This is a genomic window from Halopseudomonas salina (genome assembly GCF_014637955.1).
Lineage (GTDB): Bacteria > Pseudomonadota > Gammaproteobacteria > Pseudomonadales > Pseudomonadaceae > Halopseudomonas > Halopseudomonas salina.
In genome coordinates this window covers 96,408-114,886 of record NZ_BMFF01000001.1, presented here as the reverse complement: position 1 = coordinate 114,886, position 18,479 = coordinate 96,408, and the positions used below count along the sequence as shown (strand labels likewise).

Below are 18,479 nucleotides of genomic sequence, written 5' to 3'. Positions count from 1 at the left end.
GACAAGAGGCGCGTTTTTCTGAGGCACGCAGCGCTGAAATACGCCCCCGACAGGAAGCACTCTGCGTGCAGAAACAGGCCCTTGGGCTATGCTGGAATTATCGTCAAAAGTGAACACAAGCAGAACTAGTTGGGAGAAAACATGAAGATCCGTGAGCTGACCCAAGAGTGGGAACGTAGTGCCAAAGGGGCGATGACACACACGACTTATCAGGTACAGTTGCCTCTGGAGGACGCGGCGCGCCTCGCTGCGCTTCAGGAGATGTATCCCAGACGCCATGTCGAGGAGCTGATTACCGACCTGTTGTCCTGTGCACTGGAGGAGCTGGAAGCCAGCTTGCCCTACAAGCCGGGTGACGAGGTAGTGGCCAGCGACGAGATGGGGGATCCGATCTACGCCGATGCCGGCATGACGCCACGGTTTCTCGAATTGAGCAAGAAGCACCTGCATAATCTGCAGGGCAAACAGAATCAGCCTGCCTGAACTGGCTCAGAGCCCTTGTAGCTTGGCTTCATCCCATAGCTTATCCAGGCTCTCCAGGTCCGTGTCAGCCAGGTTCAAACCCTGGCTGACCAGGCGGTTTTCGATGAAGCGGAATCGACGCTCGAACTTCTCATTTCCCTGACGCAGTGCTGTCTCGGCATCAACCTTCAGGTGCCGCGCCAGGTTGACCACAGCAAACAGCAGATCACCCATCTCCCCGGCGACAGCCTGATGATCCCCCTGGGCCAGCGCTTCACGCACTTCATCCAGCTCCTCGGCAATTTTTTCAAGCACCGGCGCAGCTTGCCCCCAGTCGAACCCCGCACGGGAAGCGCGTTTTTGCAGTTTCTGCGCTCGGCTTAGCGCCGGCAGCGCTCTGGGTACATCATCGAGTAACGAGAGCTGTTGCGGGCGCTCTGCTCGTTCGGCGCGCTCCAGCGCCTTGATCTCCTCCCAACGCTGGCTGACCTGGTCCGCCTCCAGCTTGAGGGCCCCAGCCGGGGTACGCAGATTGCCATCGGGAAAGACATGGGGGTGGCGTCTGATCAGCTTGCGGGTGATGCCATCAACAACCTGCTCCCAATCAAAAAGACTCTCCTCCCGCCCCAACTGCGCGTAATAGACTACCTGAAAAAGCAGGTCGCCAAGCTCACCGGCCAGTTGCGGGTAATCCTTCTCGGCGATGGCATCGGCGACCTCGTAGGCCTCTTCCAGGGTATGCGCAACAATAGTTTCAAAGCCCTGCTCCAGATCCCATGGGCAACCATGCAAGGGATCACGCAGGCGCTGCATCAAATACAGCAGATCATCTATCTGGTAGCTCACACCTGGCTCTCCTTGCGATTGCGCCGCGCCTCGATGATATTCGGCAGCTGACTGATCCGCGCCAGCAGCCTGCCCAACATGTTTATGTTAGGCACCTCCACCGTCAGTAACATGGCTGCGTAGTTGTCATCCTTGTTGGTGCGGGTACTGACCTCGAGCACATTGATCTTGTCGTTGGCCAGCATCTGCGACACGTCGCGCAGAAGGCCGGAGCGATCATAGGCCTTGATGTAGATTTCCACCGGATAGGTCTGCACCCGCTCGCTACCCCAGCTGACTTCTATGAGCCGGTCAGAGTCCCTATCCTGCAACTGCATGGCGGTTGCACAGTCTGCGCGGTGCACCGTCACCCCGCGGCCGAGAGTAATGTATCCGATGATCGGGTCGCCGGGCACGGGCTGGCAACAACCTGCAAGCTGAGTCAGCAAGTTGCCGACGCCCTGAATGAAGACATCGCTGCGGCGACCGGGCTTGGTCGGGCGCCTGGGAATCAGCTCCAGCTGCTCACTGCGAGTATCCGGTTCGATCAGTTGCTGGGCAACATTGACCACGTGCATGAGTCGAATATCGCCGGATCCAACCGCAGCAAAAAGATCGTCCTGGCTGCGGATACCCAGCTTGTCTATCAACTGCGCATAGTCTGCGCCATTGAGCGCAAGCCGCGTTAGCTCACGGTCGAGCATCAACTTGCCTGCCTGCACGTTCTGTTCCCGCGCCTGCTGCTTGAACCAGTGCTGGACCTTGGCCCGCGCGCGGGAGGTGTTGACATATCCCAGGTTCGGATTAAGCCAGTCGCGACTCGGGCCGCTCTGCTTACCGGTAATGATTTCCACCTGTTCACCGGTTTGCAGGATGTAGCTTAGCGGTACAATACGGCCGTTAACCTTTGCCCCGCGACAACTGTGACCTATTTCGGTATGTACGCGGTAGGCGAAGTCCAGCGGTGTGGCGCCCTTGGGAACATCGAGTACGTGACCGTCAGGGGTAAACAGGTAGATGCGGTCCGGCTCGAAATCCACACGCAACTGGTCAGCCAGCCCGCCGATATCGCCCATCTCTTCATGCCACTCGAGCACCTGACGTAACCAGGCAATCTTGTCCTCGTATGCATTGGAAGACGTACTGCCGGCATCGGTGCCTTTATAGCGCCAGTGGGCGCAGACGCCCAGTTCGGCCTCCTCATGCATACCCTGGGTACGGATCTGTACTTCCAGCACCTTTCCGCCGGGACCGACAACCGCAGTATGCAGCGAGCGGTAGCCGTTTTCCTTGGGATTGGCTATGTAATCATCAAACTCGTTGGGAATATGCCGCCAGAGACTGTGCACAATCCCCAGAGAGGTATAGCAGTCGCGTACCAACGGAACCAGCACCCGTACTGCACGTACGTCGTAGACCTGACTGAAGTCGATATTCTTGCGGCGCATCTTGCGCCAGATTGAATAGATATGTTTTGCGCGCCCGGTAATCTCGGCCTGGATGCCGGCCTCTTCAAGCTGCTGGCGCAACTGGCCCATCACTTCATCGATATATTCCTGCCGGTCCAGCCGCCTCTCGTCGAGCAACGCTGCGATCTGCTTGTACTGAAGGGGTTCGATATAACGGAAAGAGAGATCTTCGAGCTCCCATTTGATATGACCGATTCCCAGGCGGTGAGCCAATGGCGCATATATATCAAATACCTCGCGGGCAACCCGATAACGCTTTTCCTCGGGCGCATCCTTGACCGCACGTATGGCGCAGGTACGCTCAGCCAGCTTGATGAGCGCAACCCGCACATCGTCGACCATGGTCACCAGCATCTTGCGCAGATTTTCGACCTGGGACTGGGAGCTGAATGCAGCTGCCTTGGCAGGGTTTTGTGAAACGCTGATGGCCGCCATCCGCTGAACACCGTCGACGAGGCTCGCCACCGCGAGGCCAAGCCGGCGTTCGACAGCAGGCAGATCTGTCTTGCGTTCACGTACCGCGCGATAGATGACCGCTGCCACCAGCGAATCCTGATCGAGCTTGAGCTCGGCGAGAATTTCCGCCATTTCCAGGCCAGTGGTATAACTGCTGGCGCCTTCAGCCCAGATATTCTCTTCCGCGATCGCCTCCTGCTCGAGCTGCAAGGCCCATTCGCAAGCCTCGCGCAGGATCTGCGGGGAGGACAATGTCACGCGTTGATTGATGCGATCGATCCACGCGGCAATATCGACGCTGCCATCGCCGTTAGTGGGGTATTGCGCCCTGACCTGTACCATTAGGACAGATCCCTGATTTCATGCGGATTCTTAGACAATTTTCTTCACTCTATTGAGCTTTTCGAGCAGAACCTGCAGCCGTACCGCGTACAAACAGTGCCATTGCCTCGACATGCGCGGTCTGAGCAAACATGTCCATCACCCCCACCTTGGTGAGCCGGTATCCCTTAGCTGCCAAAATCCCCGCGTCGCGCGCCAGGGTAGCCGGGTTGCAGGATACGTAGAGAATCCTACCGACCTTCATGTCGGCCAGCGTTCGTACCAGCAATTCGGCACCATCTCGGGGCGGATCCAGTAAAGCGGCATCGCAGCCGTCAGCGAAGCATTTACTATCGAGCAGCTTGGACAGGTCCGCCGGTAAAAAGTGCAGCGAGTTCAGCCCATTATTTACAGCATTAGTTTGTGCCCGAGCCACCATCTGGCCATCGCCTTCAATCCCGGTTACCCGGGCCCCAGCCAGAGCCAACGGCAGGCTGAAATTACCAACCCCGCAAAAGAGATCCAGAATACGCTCGCCTTCCTGAGGTGCAAGCCACTGCAATGCCTGGTTAACCATCTGCTGATTGACTGCCGCATTCACCTGGATGAAATCGCCCGGCGCAAACTCCAGCCGCAAGCCCTGGTCGGCCAGCAAATACGCTGCCTGGGTGCCTGCACCACTGATACAGTGCAGCGATTGACCATCTCCTGGCTGCGTCCAGCACTCGGCACCATGATCCAGCGCGAGCTTGCGCAGACGGTCGAGGTCAGCTGATGGCAAGGGCTGCATATGCCGAATGACGATGAGCGGCACCTGGGCCGCGATCAACTCCACGTGGCCAAGGGCAGCTGCACCCTCCAGATCCCGAAGCACAGGACCCAGCGCCTGCACCAGCGACTCAAGCTTCGGCACCAGAATCGGGCACTCCTGCACTTCGACCAGGTCACTGCTGAAGCGCTGACGGTAGCCAACCTCAAGCCGCGCCTGCCTGCGATCCCAGCGCACGGCCAACCGCGAGCGCTGACGATAACCGTAGGCAGGCCCCAGCAACGGAGGCATCCACTGTTCCGGTTCTACACCTGCAAAGTGCTGCAATTGCTGGACCAACGCCTGTTGTTTGACCTGCAGCTGCATCGTGTGAGGCATGTGCTGCAAGCTACACCCGCCACATAGATCAGCGTGCCGGCACGCCGGTGTGACGCGCTCGGAGCTGGCCTGCAAAATGCTGTCCACGCGCGTCTCGATCAGCTTGCTGCGAGCCTTGAGGACACGGCCGATGACCCGTTCGCCAGGAAGACCACCATCAACAAACACCGTTCGACCTTGCCAGCGTCCAATCCCTCGCCCATCGTGACTGAGCCGCTCAAGTTCGACCTCAATGCGCTGACCTATGGCCGCAGGCGCGTCAGCGGTCTTGCGGGCCTTACCGCGGAAAGCTTTCATGATTTAGGGTCATACACTCCGGTGGACAAATACCGATCACCGCGGTCACAGATAATGGCCACAATCACCGCATTCTCGACCTCGCGCGACAACTGCATGGCAGCCGCCACCGAGCCTCCAGAGGATACACCGCAGAAAATACCCTCTTCGCGGGCAAGTCGGCGCATCATGATCTCGGCATCCTGCTGAGCCATATCGATTATCCGGTCTACCCGCTGCGCATCGAAGATACCCGGCATGTATGCCTCGGGCCAGCGGCGAATACCTGGAATAGATGCGCCCTCGACAGGTTGCAGACCGACGATTTGAATAGCCTGATTCTGCTCCTTGAGATAACGCGAGGTGCCCATGATGGTGCCGGTGGTACCCATGGAGCTGACGAAGTGGGTAATGGTTCCATGGGTATCACGCCAGATTTCCGGGCCCGTACTGCGGTAGTGCGCCTCGGCATTGTCAGCATTACCGAACTGATCCAGCACCTTTCCTTTGCCCTCACTCTGCATCTGCATGGCAAGGTCGCGGGCACCTTCCATGCTCGCTTCGCGGCTGACCAGAATCAGCTCCGCACCATAGGCGCTCATTGCCGCCTTGCGTTCAGAGCTCATGTTATCCGGCATGATCAGCACCATCCGGTAACCCTTGATTGCCGCCACCATGGCCAGAGCAATACCTGTGTTGCCCGAGGTGGCCTCGATCAGGGTATCACCGGGGCTGATTTCACCCCGCAGCTCGGCCTGTTCGATCATCGAAAGCGCCGGCCGATCCTTGACTGACCCCGCGGGATTGTTGCCTTCGAGCTTGGCCAGTATGGTATTGCTGGTGTCACCGGGAATGCGCTGCAGACGCACCAGCGGCGTGTTGCCGACAAAATCAGCGACGGTAGGATAATCAGTGGTCATCTTGCACCTTTCGTTGCCATGGCCCGGAGTAGCACCCGGTGCTGTGCTTTTCATTCAGGCGGCCTATGATACCGGCAACGGAGTGAGGGATACACAATGAATGATATAGGCCTGAAAGCACGCATCCTGCTGATGACGCTGATACCCACGGGGGCAATGATTCTTGCCCTGGGCAGCTATTTCAGCTGGCAGGCAATCACCGACCTGAACCAGCAATTGCTCGAACGCGGCTTCATGACCGTCGAGCATCTGCAGGACCCCGCGGCTGTCGCCTTGCTGAATGGCGAGCCTGAACAGGTCAGAAATCGACTCTCAGCCACCCTAAACCGCTCCGATGTGCGCGCCGTGAGCCTGTATGACAGTGACCGCAACATACTCGAGCACAGCGGCCCGCAGATGCATCAGCCGGAGCGCACCCTGGGGGTGGACAGCCTTGGTGCGGGCACCGGTCTTCAGGTCCGACGCAGCGACGACAGCAGTCGTTTTCTTCTCCCGCTGATCGCTTCCAGCGAATTGCTTGATCGTCAGGCCGCAGTAGAGGTCGAATCGGATGCTCTACTTGGCTGGCTTGAGGTCGAACTCAGTCACGGCAATTTGCACCTGCGCCAGTATCAGACCCTGCTTCACACACTGGTACTTATGCTTGTCGGGCTGACCTTTACCGGCCTGGTGGTCAGCAGTCTTGGCCGGCGCATCAGCGATCCCATCGCCAGAGCCAATCACGCGGTAAGCCGTATCAGCAGGGGCCAGCTCGATGTGCGTCTGGAAGGCCAGGACAGCCGTGAACTGGACGATCTGGCCAAGGGTATCAACGCCATGGCCGAAACGTTGCAAAGCGCACAAGGTGAGTTGCAGCAGAATATCGACCAGGCCACCGAAGATCTGCGGCAAACGCTGGAAACCATCGAGGTACAGAATATAGAGCTGGACATGGCGCGCAAGACGGCCCTGGAGGCGAGCCGCATCAAGTCCGAATTTCTTGCCAACATGAGTCATGAGCTGCGTACACCGCTCAACGGCATCATCGGCTTCAGTCACCTGCTGCAACGCACCGAGCTGAGTAACCGCCAACAGGAATATCTGGGCACGATAGGATCATCCGCGGACAATCTTTTGGCGATAATCAACGAGATTCTGGATTTTTCCAAAATCGAGGCAGGCAAGCTGATACTCGACAACCTGCCCTTCAACCTGCGCGATCTGATTCAGGACACACTGACAATGCTGGCGCCTGCTGCCCACCACAAGCATCTGGAGTTGGTCAGTATCATCTACCGTGATACCCCCCTGGGCCTGTGTGGTGATGCCTTGCGCCTGAAGCAGGTACTGGCCAACCTGATCAGCAATGCAATCAAGTTCACGCATACCGGCTCGGTGAGTATCCGCACGATGCTCGAGCATGAGGACGAAAGCCATGCGCTGCTGCGAATCAGTGTTACCGACACGGGTACCGGTCTCAACGCAAGCCAGCAAAAAATGCTGTTCCAGGCGTTCAGCCAGGCAGACAATTCCATTTCCCGCCAGGCTGGTGGTACCGGACTGGGACTAACCATCGCCAAACGCCTGGTGGAACAGATGCAGGGCGAGATCGGCCTCAACAGCCAACCGGGTGAAGGCTCTGAATTCTGGTTCACAGTGCGCCTGGAAAAGTCCAGTCAGGCGGCTGATGACCTGCCTTACAGGCCTTTTTCCGGCCTGCGGGCCGCGGTGGTAGAGCCACTACTGTTGAGTCGCCAGGCATTGTTGCACTGCCTGGAGGACCTCGGCCTGGAGGTTAGCGTCTATGAAAACCCCGCCTACCTCGAAGAGGATATGATTGCTCGCAGCCACAGCGAGCGAGCGATAGACCTGATGTTGCTGAGCAGCGCGGCCTCGACAGATCAGCCCGAGGTTTTGCTGGAACTGTTCAAACGTGGATCACTGGTCGGCGGCTGCAAGACTGTTCTGCTGATCGATACTACCGAACATTACCCCGCTCTGGATCAGCTGCCAGCCAGCGAATGTCAGGTACTCTCTCGCCCTCTGTGCACTCGCAAGCTGTTGCGCGCTATCAATCGACTATTCAAACCGGAGCCTGTCAGCATCGCAGCGCGATCCATATCACTGAGCCAATCAATCACGATTCTGTGCGTAGACGATAACGAGGCCAACCTGAAACTGGTCGCGACCTTTCTGAGCCAGATGGGGGCACAGGTTCTTACCGCAATGAGTGGGGAACAGGCCTTGGACATACTGGCCACAGAAGCGGTAGACCTGATTTTCATGGACGTTCAGATGCCCGGTATGGATGGCCCCGCCACCACGGCCGAATTGCGCATGCGTGAGGAGCTGGCCGGCTACGCGCCGCGACCGGTCATCGCATTGACCGCCCACGCCCTGGCAGAGGAACAGCGCAAATTACTGCAGTGCGGTATGAACGATTACATGAGCAAACCTATCAGCCCTGAGCAGCTTGCCCATTGTGTGCAGCGCTGGACGGGCGTGGCCTTGGAGATGCCTGCCTCGGCTGACGCACTTGAAAGCCCGCCCAACCGACGCCTGGAAGATCGTGAGCGGCTGGCGGTTCTGGACCGCAAAGAAGGCTTGCGCCTGGCTGCCGGAAAAGAAGATCTCGCAGAGGACATGCTCCGCATGCTGATCGAGGGTTTGCCGGACGAGCGACTCAGAATCGAGAGGTACATTACCAGCAATGCAAACGAGGAGTTACTGGAAGTCATACACAAGCTCCATGGCGCCAGCCGCTACTGCGGCGTACCGCAATTACGCGCCTGCTGCCAGCGCGCGGAGGAGCTGTTGAAGCGCGGCCTACCCAATCAGGTAGCGGTCAGTCAGTTAATCGAGGCAATTACCCGATTACAGGCCGCCTATGCCACCGAATCGGCCTGAGCCGCCGGATCGGCCGACCATACAGCAAACGCCAGCGCCTGCTCCCGTTCATCACTGAGGCTGAGCAGCATGCTCCCTCCGCCGCCGCTGTCAAGCCGGGTAAGGGCAGCTCCGCTCAGCACAACGACCGGTGCGCCAAGTGCGTTGCGATCAATCTGTATGCAGTGCCAGGACATTCCCTGGCCCAGGCCGGTACCCAGGGCTTTGAGAATGGCTTCCTTGGCGGCAAAGCGCTTGGCCAGGAAGCGCGCCGGCTGACCATGCACAGCGTATCGCTGCCACTCCGCATCAGTCAGGATACGCCGCGCAAAACGATCCCCCTGGCGCCCGAGTACTGCCTCGATTCGCCCGACCAGCACCATATCGGTACCAATGCCCCGAATCATCTATTTCCCGATGCGCCGAGAATCAACGCGCGCATATCTGACACCGCTGTCGCCAGCCCGGTAAACAACGCACGGGCAATAATCGCATGCCCTATATTGAGTTCGTTGATTCCCGGCAACGCCGCAATAGGCTCGACGTTGTGGTAATGCAGACCGTGCCCCGCATTGACCACCAGACCCAGCTTGCGCGCGTAGATACAGCTCTCACGCAAGCGGGCTAGCGCATCCTGCTGCTCCTTGCCATGGGTGTCCGCGTAATGCCCGGTGTGTAACTCGATAACCGGTGCACCAGCGCGCTTGGCTGCCTCGATCTGCTGCGAATCCGGATCGATAAACAGGGACACCTCGCTACCCATGGCCGACATCCGCTCGACCGCTTCCTGGATCTTCGCGCCATTACCTGCCACGTCAAGTCCACCTTCGGTAGTCAGCTCCTCGCGACGCTCGGGCACCAGGCAGATGTTGGCTGGCTTTATCTCCTCGGCAAACTTCAGCATCTGACTGGTTACCGCCATCTCCAGATTCATTCTGGTTTGCAGAATATCCCTGAGTACGCGCACATCACGCTCCTGGATATGCCGAAGATCTTCTCTCAAATGCAAGGTAATGCCGTCTGCCCCGGCCTGCTCTGCTTCAATGGCAGCCTGGACGGGGTCGGGATAGCGTGTTCCCCGCGCCTGGCGCAAGGTCGCCACGTGATCAATATTGACGCCTAGAAGTACACGTTGTGGATGGCTCAAGATCTGTCTCCTCTGGGGGTGCTGCTAGGGGATGAAAACAGTTGACGACTGACCAGCGGCCGGCCGCCCAGATGTATTGCCAAAGCCTGTCGCATGAGATTTTTCGCCGTCCTGAGCGCCTGGGGCGCCGCCCAGTCAGCTCGCGCCATTGCCAACAGCCCAATACCGGGCAGCCCGGGCCGCCCATCTCCCGGGCGCGCATCAACGAGGCGCAGCAAGCCTACTTCGGCCTGCCAGACATAGGTAGCATCAGCTTCAATCGCAGCACCGCTGGCGTCTTCTGTCAGGCTGAAACCATAGCCCATAACGTCCAACAGTTGCCATTCGAACTCGCGCAATACCGGTTCCACGGAGGTGGTTCCAGCCAGCGCCTGTAGGGCCGATTGATAGCCCGCAAAGACCAGCGTCTGCGGGTCTCCAGCTGCCAGAACTCGCACCAACAACTCATTCAGATACAAACCACTGAATAGCGAGTCACCCTGAAGCGGCAGATAGGTACCGGCAGCTTCGGCCTGAGTCAGGGTTTTCAGCTCACCACGCCCGCTTAGGCTTACCAGCAAAGGCACAAAAGGTTGTGGAGATACGCCGCCGCGGGGCTTCCTTGCGCCACGCCAGACAACCCGCTGTAGCCCCTGATGCAGCGTAAGAAGATCAACCAGTGCACTGGTGTCTCTATAAGGGCGGCTATGCAGAACAAAGGCCGGGGTCAGGGTTGATTGCACTGCAACCTCGAGGGCGACGAGTGACTACTTGTCGAAATAATAACCCAGGGAAGTGAGCGCACGCTCGTCATCAGACCAGCCGCGCCGTACCTTGACCCACAGATTGAGCATGATCTTGCTGCCAAACAGTTTCTGCATGTCCAGGCGCGCTTCCTGGCCGATCTTTTTCATGCGGTCGCCACCGTCGCCAATAATGATTTTTTTCTGGCCTTCACGCTCGACCAGGATCAGCGCATGAATATGCAGGACCTTGCCTTCCTGTTTGAACTGCTCAATTTCCACCGCTACCTGGTAGGGAATTTCCGCTCCGAGCTGACGCATGACTTTTTCACGGACCAGTTCGGCGGCCAGAAAGCGTGAGCTGCGGTCAGTCAGTTGATCTTCCGGGTAAAAGTGCTCGCCCTCAGGCAGGCGCTCGGCAACCAGCTTCTCCAGCTCCTCGATATTACGACCCTGTAGCGCCGAAACCGGAACCACTTCGGCGCTGGACAATTGTTGCGCGAGCCATTCCAGGTGTGGCAACAACTCCTGCTTGTCGTCCATACGGTCGACCTTGTTGACCACCAACAGCACCGGACAAGTAACGTAGCGAACCTTTTCCAACACCATCTGGTCCTCATCGGTCCAGCGCGTACGATCAACCACGAAAAGCACCACATCGACATCACGCAACGCCTGGGTTGCGCTCTTGTTCATGAAGCGATTCAGCGCCTTTTCGTTTTCCTTATGCAGGCCGGGGGTATCGACATATATCGCCTGCGTCTCGCCTTCTGTCTTGATACCCAACAAGGTATGCCGGGTGGTCTGTGGCTTGCGCGAAGTAATCGCGAGTTTCTGCCCGAGTATGTGGTTGAGCAACGTCGACTTGCCCACATTGGGCCGGCCTACAATGGCCACATAGCCACAACGGGAGGTACTATCACTCATCTGCTTTCTCCACGCCCAGGGCGATCAGGGCTTTTTGGGCGGCAACCTGTTCCGCCAGACGGCGGCTGTTGCCCACACCGTAGGTGGCTTTCTCCAGAGGGCTGACGAGGCACTCGACCCTGAAGGTTCTGCAGTGCGCCTCGCCACCGCTTTCGGTGACTTCGTAGCGAGGCAGATCGCAATGCCGCGACTGCAGGTATTCCTGCAATCGGGTTTTGGGGTCCTTGTTGTTGTCGACCAGTGTCAGGCAATCGATATGGCCCTGCAGCCAATGCAGTATCCGCTCGCGCGCTACTTCAAGACCACTTTCGAGGTAAATGGCTCCGATGATTGCCTCGGTCGCGTCAGCGAGAATCGACTCGCGACGGAAACCTCCGCTTTTCAGCTCGCCCGAGCCCAGTCGCAAATACTCCCCAAGCTCGAAACCCTTGGCCAGTTCAGCCAGGGTAACACCCTTGACCAGACGGGCTCTCAGGCGCGAAAGCTGGCCCTCACGGGCCTGCGGGAAGCGCTGATAAAGCGCCTCTGCTGCTACAAAATTGAGCACTGAGTCTCCGAGAAATTCCAGCCGCTCGTTATTGCGGCCCCCCAGGCTACGGTGGCTAAGAGCCAGGTTCAGCAGTTCTGGATCGCTGAAGCTATAGCCAATCTTGCGTTCAAGGCGGTCTAACTTGTTTGTCACTTAATAGGTCTGACTATATGGGTTTCATCAAAATGGACCAACAGGTCCACGTTCTGCAGTGCCGGCGTGCGCACTTCGTAGGCTATCTGCACAGTAAAGGCGTTGGCGCCGCTGGCAGTAACCTTGATCGCTTCACGCGCGTTGATATCGCGTATGCTGTTTATCTGCATACCCTTGTCGATGTAGCTATTGAATTCCCGAATCGAATTGATCTTGATCGTAGGATCTTCATTGACCTTGGTCACCATGTCCCGCAAAGCGAAATGGTCCAGGTATATGGGGATCAGCTTCATCGAGATGACCAGACCGAATATGATCAGCGCAATGACGGCCAACCAGCCAAAGAATGACATGCCTTTCTGGGAGTGGCGCATGAATAACCTCGTGACGTCCGTTGTTGGTGTTGTAGTTCCAGCCCATCAATGTATCAGGGCAACCCTTGAAAAACTTGGCAGGTTACGCAGTTTCGGCTCTGGCCAATGCATCCAGATGGCAAATGCCTTGCCTACAATATAGTTGTCCGGGACCATTCCCCACAACTCCCTTGGCATATCGGGCGCATTCCAGTAACGGCTATCATTGGAGTTGTCCCGGTTGTCCCCCATCATGAAATAGTGTCCGGGCGGCACCAGCCACTCCTGAGCAGCAGGTGTACGGGCAAGACGCTCGACGCGGATGTGATGTTCGACTTCGCCAAGCTGCTCCTCGAGAATCCGCACCTCTGCAATGTTCTGCATCGGATGACCAGCGGGAAGGTCTTCATCGAGTTTCACCTCAACCACACTGGTTGGTACCTTTTCGCCATTGATGAACAATTCCTTGCCTGCGTAGCTCACGCGGTCGCCAGGCAGTCCTACTACGCGTTTGATGTAGTTGATGCGTGGGTCGTTGGGATAGCGAAAAACCATCACATCACCACGCTCGGGATCGCCTATGGCGATTACCTTGCTGTCGATAACCGGTAGACGGATACCATAGGCAAACTTGTTCACCAGAATGAAATCGCCCACTTCCAGCGTTGGCTTCATGGATCCAGAGGGGATCTGAAAGGGTTCCACAAGAAAGGAGCGCAACACCAGAACCACGAGCAGTACGGGAAAAAACGACTTGCCATATTCAACCAGCAGCGGCTCCTTGCCCATACGCTCGAGCACCACCGGATCGGCTACATCGACCTTTGCCTCGTAGACGGCACGTGCCCTGCGCCGCTTCGGGCCAAGCCAGACCAGATCGATCAGCGCTAAAAGACCGGTAATAACGACTGCGAGCACCAGTAGCAGCGGGAAATTGATATGCATAATCGCGTCCGTTTAGCTATTGCTAGCTGTCTACTTTCAATACCGCAAGGAAGGCTTCCTGGGGTATTTCCACATTTCCGACCTGCTTCATCCGTTTCTTACCGGCCTTCTGCTTCTCGAGCAGCTTCTTTTTCCGGCTGGCGTCGCCGCCGTAGCACTTGGCAATCACGTTCTTGCGCAGTGCCTTGACAGTCGACCGCGCAACGATCTGACCGCCCACTGCTGCCTGGATGGCCACATCGAACATCTGGCGGGGTATCAGCTCGCGCATTTTCTCGACCAGTTGGCGACCCTTGTAGGCCGCGTTGTCCCGATGCACGATCAGCGCCAGAGCATCTACTTTTTCGGCGTTGATCAATACGTCCAGGCGCACCAGGCGGGCTACCTGGAAACGATCGAAGGCGTAATCCAGCGAAGCATAGCCACGGCTGACCGATTTCAGGCGATCAAAAAAATCCAGAACAACTTCATTCATCGGCAGATCGTAGATTACCTGGACCTGTGTACCGAGAAACAGCATGTCATGCTGAATACCGCGCTTCTCCGAACAGAGCGTAATTACACTGCCCAGGTGATCCTGGGGGACCAGAATATTCGCCCGAACGATAGGTTCGCGCATTTCCTCGATCATGGATGGATCGGGCAGATGCGAGGGGTTGTCAACGTAGATGACGCTACCGTCTTTCTTGACCACCTCGAATACGACTGTGGGAGCCGTCGTGATAAGGTCAAGATCGTATTCGCGCTCAAGTCGCTCCTGGATGATCTCCATGTGCAACATGCCGAGAAAGCCACAGCGAAACCCGAAACCCAGGGCTTCGGAACTCTCAGGCTCGAAATGCAGGGAGGCATCGTTCAGCGTCAGCTTGGATAGCGCATCACGAAAATCCTCAAAATCTTCTGAACTCACCGGGAAAAGCCCGGCATACACCTGCGGCTTGACTTTCTTGAAGCCCGGCAACATGTCGACGTCAGGTGTGTTGGACAGTGTCAGAGTGTCGCCCACCGGCGCACCATGAATATCCTTGATCCCCGCAATAATGAATCCCACCTCGCCCGCTTTCAGGTCCGCGGTTTCACTGTGCTTGGGATTGAATACACCAACGCTGTCCACCTGGTGGATTTTGCCGGTCGACTTGACCAACACCTTGTCACCCTTGCGAATACGTCCATGCTTGACCCGCACCAGCGAAACCACACCCAGGTAATTGTCAAACCAGGAATCGATGATCAGCGCTTGCAGCGGAGAATCCAGTTCGCCAACCGGCGACGGGATCACCTGAATCAGGCGCTCCAGTACATCTATCACACCAAGACCGCTTTTTGCGCTGCAGGTGACCGCGTCTGTTGCATCAATCCCGATGACACTTTCAATCTCGGCCATGACCCGCTCAGGCTCAGCCTGGGGCAAATCGATCTTGTTCAACACCGGCATGACCTCTAGGCCCTGCTCAATGGCGGTATAACAGTTGGCTACTGACTGTGCCTCGACACCCTGGGCAGCATCAACCACCAGCAGAGCTCCTTCGCAGGCCGCCAGCGACCGGCTGACTTCGTAATGAAAGTCAACGTGACCGGGCGTATCAATGAAATTCAGCTGATAGGTCTTGCCGTCTTTCTCGGAGGTGTAATACAGCGTAACGCTGTGAGCCTTGATGGTGATGCCCCGCTCACGCTCGAGATCCATGGAATCAAGAACCTGTGCGGCCATCTCCCGATCGGCCAGACCACCACAGATCTGAATAAACCTGTCCGCCAGAGTCGATTTACCATGGTCAATATGGGCAATGATCGAAAAATTTCGAATTAAACTAAGGTCACTCACAACGGGGATCATCCAGACATGATTGCAAGACTGGGAGCCAGGAAGCTCCAAGCAGTAGACGGGGGACTCCCCCGAAATCAGCTCGCGAGTGTACCCGAATAAGCAGAAGGACGCTATGGCGCCCAGGACAACCGACATCCGCCTGGAAGACCAGGCGGAAGCCGTATTAGCAGCACATTAAGCCTTTCTACTCGGCCAATCGGAAAGTAATGTAGCTGGCGCGGCCCTGGCGGACCACGCGCATGGAAACCGAGCGATCTGTGGGTAACGCCTCGGCTATTTCCTCGAACTGCTCCACCGACTCGATCTGTCTGTTATCCAGGCTGGTGATAACATCACCGGCCCTCAGCCCCACCATCGCCGCCGGACCCTGGCGTACCTCACGTACAACAATACCTGCGGCCACATCCATGGCCTCACGCTGCTTCTGCGTCAGCTCGGCTACTACAACGCCAAGCCGGTTAGTCGCTGCGGATGGCGCCTGCTCGCTTGGCACGGCTGCCGCTGCGATCGAATCATCCTCGGGCAGCGCACCGACTTCCAGATTCAGGGTGCGGCGCTTTCTGTCTCGCATAACAACAACGGAGGCCTTTTCACCCGGACGCACCCGACCCACAGCATGGGGCAGATCGGAGGACATATTGATCTCCTGACCGTTGAACTGCAGGATTACATCGCCGACCTGCAGGCCACCCTCGTCCGCCGGACCGCCCGGCATGATCTGAGCCACCAGCGCGCCTGCCGGCTTGGGCAGACCAAAGGACTCAGCCAGGTCCTTGTTTATTTCCTGGACTACAACCCCCAACCATCCGCGCTGCACGGTGCCGTTTTTCTTCAACTGCGCTACCACATCCATGGCAACGTCAGCCGGAATTGCAAAGGAGAGCCCCATGAAACCGCCGGACCGGGTGAAGATCTGCGAGTTGATACCCACTACTTCCCCATCAAGATTCAAGAGCGGGCCGCCAGAATTACCCGGATTGATGGCCACGTCAGTCTGAATGAAAGGAACATAGTTCTCGGTCGGCAGACTCCGACCTTTTGCGCTCACAATTCCCGCCGTTACCGAATAATCAAAGCCAAAAGGCGAGCCAATCGCAAGAACCCATTCACCCGGCTTGAGATCCGACGATTTGCCGATTCGAACAGCAGGCAAATCTTCATCAGCCTCAATCTTCAGCAGCGCGAGATCCGAACGCGGATCGGCACCTACCAGCTTGGCTACCATTTCCCGGCGGTCGGACAAACGCACGAATATCTCGTCGGCCCCTTCTATCACGTGATTATTTGTCAGAACATAACCATCATCTGAAAGAATGAATCCAGAGCCCAGTGATTGGGGTGAGGGTTGCTGCCGGCCTGGCTGCTGGGGACCCTGAGGAAAACCGTGCTCGAAGAACTCACGGAAAATGGGTGGCAACCCCTCAAGATCGGGCATGCCCTGCCCACCGGCCACTGGCGATCGGCTGGCCGCACGACTGGTGCTGATATTGACTACGGCGGGGGATACTTCCTCCACCAGATCAGTAAAATCAGGGAGCCCCTGAGCCAGACCCAGCGATTGCCAGCCAAGCAGTGCTGTGGCGGCTGTCGCAGCCATCAAGCGCTTCATCGAATACATATGATTGAGCCTCTTTCTAGAATGAGCCTCGGACCAGCAAAGGCGCTGCTGATCCATCAGGCAAATGTCGTAGTACGCGAGCATGATAAGCCGGATTGCCACGTTCGCGTTGCGCCCACCAACCTGTTGTGACAAATCCGCTGGCAAGCCCGCAAGCCGCCGCGAGGATAATCCAGGGTTCGGACATTCCTAGCTGATCCGTCAGCGCAGCGAAAATGAACATTGCAAGCAGGGGCAGGATATACATCAGGGTTGACGCCTTTACAACAGCATCCTCCGGAAGACCTATGATGACCTCGTCACCGATCGATAGAGGCTGGTCGCAAAGCACCCGGATAAAACCACGGCGCGCGCCGGACCCCAGGCGCTCGAGCAATGCCTGGCCGCACCCGGCCCGGGCCTGGCAGCTATTGCACGTGCTGCGCCGGATGGTTTCGACCCAGGCAGCGCCCGGTTCCAGACTCAGAATTCTACCGCGCTCTTCAATCACGCTTTGTCACCTGCAATGCCTGCAAAAACGTAATGAGAAATTCTCAATCGGCACGCGATCTGTCAAGGGTTAGCCTCGATAAACGCTTGGGAATCAAAATCAGGTGACAGGGACGCGACTATACGACCTGCTGTAACCGGTGGTATCTCGCCAACAACGGTAGCCATGAAAGCCCCGCCTGGCGTGTCCAGCCTGCGACTGACAGCAATTGTCGGCCCCAGTTGGGCAAGAAGGTCTGCTGCTACCTGACCGTCAACTAAAGGCTCGATAAAAACGGTAAACCGGGCAAAACCGTCAGTGAAAATCTGGGTAACGATTGGCAGGTCACTGTCAGCTGACTGGCGAGCCTCACGCCTAATGGGTGCAAAACCAGGAGGGACCCAGGCCGGCAACCAGCGGTCGTTCGCCAGCGATGTCACTACAGATTCTTCATTCACCGCCAAACAGGTACTGGCGGCTGAGAGATTTTTCGGATCAACAGAACCGAGCTGCAAATTGGTAAATTGAAATCGCTCCAGTAACGCGCCCTTCTCGTCGACCAGCAAGGCCTGCAACAGCAGACCACTGTCGACATCAAGGTAGAGCTCGTGGGCGTAACGGAAGGAATCGCGCGGCTGGACTGATAAAACAGTGACGGCTCGGTTGGCAACCCGGCCAGAACCGAGCACCTCCAATGAATACCACTGCTGAAGCGTTGGTGCTTGTTCCGGCAGCATTGCCCTGTCCGATGGCGCCGCACCTGCGGTCGGAGCGCTCGTGCATTCCAATGCATCGTTCCGGCGCAACCACTCCTGAGGCGTACCGTCAGTGCGCAGCAAGCGTTCCACGACTTCGCCGTTGGCCTGCCGCCAGACTCTGTGGGTACTGAAGCTACCAGCGCGCTCATAGATAAAGTCGCCCTGGTAACTCATCCCATGCGCTGCGCTGGTCATCTTTTTCAACAGCGTTTCAGCTTCATCAGCCATCAGCGGGCCGGCAAATAGCAGCGCAGTCGATACCAAACCCACTACGAGACAGCTGCGCAAC

The 18,479-nt window shown here is 57.4% G+C and carries 17 protein-coding genes; 2 read left to right on the top strand and 15 right to left on the bottom strand.

Features of this window, described 5'->3' with window-relative positions:
* Positions 1-141 precede the first annotated feature (141 nt).
* Positions 142-483: a pilin assembly protein gene (locus tag IEV54_RS00565; protein ID WP_150277769.1), complete on the top strand. Its 342-nt coding sequence runs from the start codon at positions 142-144 to the stop codon at positions 481-483.
* 6 nt (positions 484-489) lie between these two features.
* Here the strand turns inward: IEV54_RS00565 and mazG are convergent, their stop codons facing one another.
* The 4 genes from mazG to cysM are packed head-to-tail and all read right to left on the bottom strand — an operon-like array spanning position 490 to position 5,876.
* Positions 490-1,308, bottom strand: coding sequence for a nucleoside triphosphate pyrophosphohydrolase (gene mazG, locus IEV54_RS00560; protein ID WP_223825444.1), 819 nt, complete (start codon positions 1,306-1,308; stop codon positions 490-492).
* Positions 1,305-3,554, bottom strand: coding sequence for a GTP diphosphokinase (relA, locus tag IEV54_RS00555; protein ID WP_150277770.1), 2,250 nt, complete (start codon positions 3,552-3,554; stop codon positions 1,305-1,307). Before relA ends, mazG begins: the two co-directional genes overlap by 4 nt.
* Before the next feature lie 49 nt (positions 3,555-3,603).
* Positions 3,604-4,977 carry a 23S rRNA (uracil(1939)-C(5))-methyltransferase RlmD gene (rlmD, locus tag IEV54_RS00550; protein ID WP_150277771.1) on the bottom strand — a complete coding sequence of 458 codons (1,374 nt, stop codon included), beginning with the start codon at positions 4,975-4,977 and terminating at the stop codon, positions 3,604-3,606.
* On the bottom strand, positions 4,974-5,876 hold the full coding sequence (cysM, locus tag IEV54_RS00545) for a cysteine synthase CysM (RefSeq protein WP_150277772.1): 903 nt from the start codon (positions 5,874-5,876) through the stop codon (positions 4,974-4,976). The genes rlmD and cysM overlap by 4 nt, the downstream gene beginning before the upstream one ends.
* Before the next feature lie 96 nt (positions 5,877-5,972).
* Here cysM and IEV54_RS00540 point away from each other — a divergent pair, with 96 nt between their 5' ends.
* Complete coding sequence (locus IEV54_RS00540) at positions 5,973-8,762, top strand: ATP-binding protein (RefSeq protein WP_150277773.1); 2,790 nt, start codon at positions 5,973-5,975, stop codon at positions 8,760-8,762.
* Here IEV54_RS00540 and acpS read toward each other — a convergent pair.
* The 11 genes from acpS to IEV54_RS00485 form a co-directional block, all read right to left on the bottom strand.
* A complete protein-coding gene (gene acpS, locus IEV54_RS00535) occupies positions 8,741-9,148 on the bottom strand; it encodes a holo-ACP synthase (RefSeq protein ID WP_150277774.1) in 408 nt (135 codons plus the stop codon). The genes IEV54_RS00540 and acpS overlap by 22 nt on opposite strands.
* Complete coding sequence (gene pdxJ, locus IEV54_RS00530; RefSeq protein ID WP_150277775.1) at positions 9,145-9,888, bottom strand: pyridoxine 5'-phosphate synthase; 744 nt, start codon at positions 9,886-9,888, stop codon at positions 9,145-9,147. The genes acpS and pdxJ overlap by 4 nt, the downstream gene beginning before the upstream one ends.
* Positions 9,885-10,610 (bottom strand): DNA repair protein RecO, encoded by a 726-nt coding sequence (gene recO, locus IEV54_RS00525; RefSeq protein ID WP_223825445.1) that lies wholly within the window; start codon positions 10,608-10,610, stop codon positions 9,885-9,887. Before recO ends, pdxJ begins: the two co-directional genes overlap by 4 nt.
* Positions 10,611-10,634: 24 nt before the next feature.
* The gene (gene era, locus IEV54_RS00520; RefSeq protein ID WP_150277776.1) at positions 10,635-11,537 is read right to left on the bottom strand and encodes a GTPase Era; all 903 of its coding nucleotides are present in this window, start codon (positions 11,535-11,537) and stop codon (positions 10,635-10,637) included.
* Complete coding sequence (gene rnc, locus IEV54_RS00515; RefSeq protein ID WP_150277777.1) at positions 11,530-12,219, bottom strand: ribonuclease III; 690 nt, start codon at positions 12,217-12,219, stop codon at positions 11,530-11,532. The genes era and rnc overlap by 8 nt, the downstream gene beginning before the upstream one ends.
* Positions 12,216-12,593, bottom strand: coding sequence for a DUF4845 domain-containing protein (locus tag IEV54_RS00510; protein WP_150277778.1), 378 nt, complete (start codon positions 12,591-12,593; stop codon positions 12,216-12,218). Before IEV54_RS00510 ends, rnc begins: the two co-directional genes overlap by 4 nt.
* A gap of 45 nt (positions 12,594-12,638) precedes the next feature.
* Positions 12,639-13,517, bottom strand: a complete 879-nt coding sequence (lepB, locus tag IEV54_RS00505) for a signal peptidase I (protein ID WP_150277779.1) — start codon at positions 13,515-13,517, stop codon at positions 12,639-12,641.
* A 22-nt stretch (positions 13,518-13,539) separates the two neighbouring features.
* Positions 13,540-15,342 (bottom strand): translation elongation factor 4, encoded by a 1,803-nt coding sequence (gene lepA / locus IEV54_RS00500; RefSeq protein WP_150277780.1) that lies wholly within the window; start codon positions 15,340-15,342, stop codon positions 13,540-13,542.
* A gap of 187 nt (positions 15,343-15,529) precedes the next feature.
* Complete coding sequence (locus tag IEV54_RS00495) at positions 15,530-16,954, bottom strand: DegQ family serine endoprotease (RefSeq protein WP_373286413.1); 1,425 nt, start codon at positions 16,952-16,954, stop codon at positions 15,530-15,532.
* Between the two features lie 25 nt (positions 16,955-16,979).
* A complete protein-coding gene (locus IEV54_RS00490; RefSeq protein ID WP_150277782.1) occupies positions 16,980-17,453 on the bottom strand; it encodes a SoxR reducing system RseC family protein in 474 nt (157 codons plus the stop codon).
* Between the two features lie 62 nt (positions 17,454-17,515).
* Entirely contained in the window at positions 17,516-18,460 is a 945-nt protein-coding gene (locus IEV54_RS00485; RefSeq protein WP_150277783.1) for a MucB/RseB C-terminal domain-containing protein, read from the bottom strand.
* Positions 18,461-18,479 lie beyond the last annotated feature (19 nt).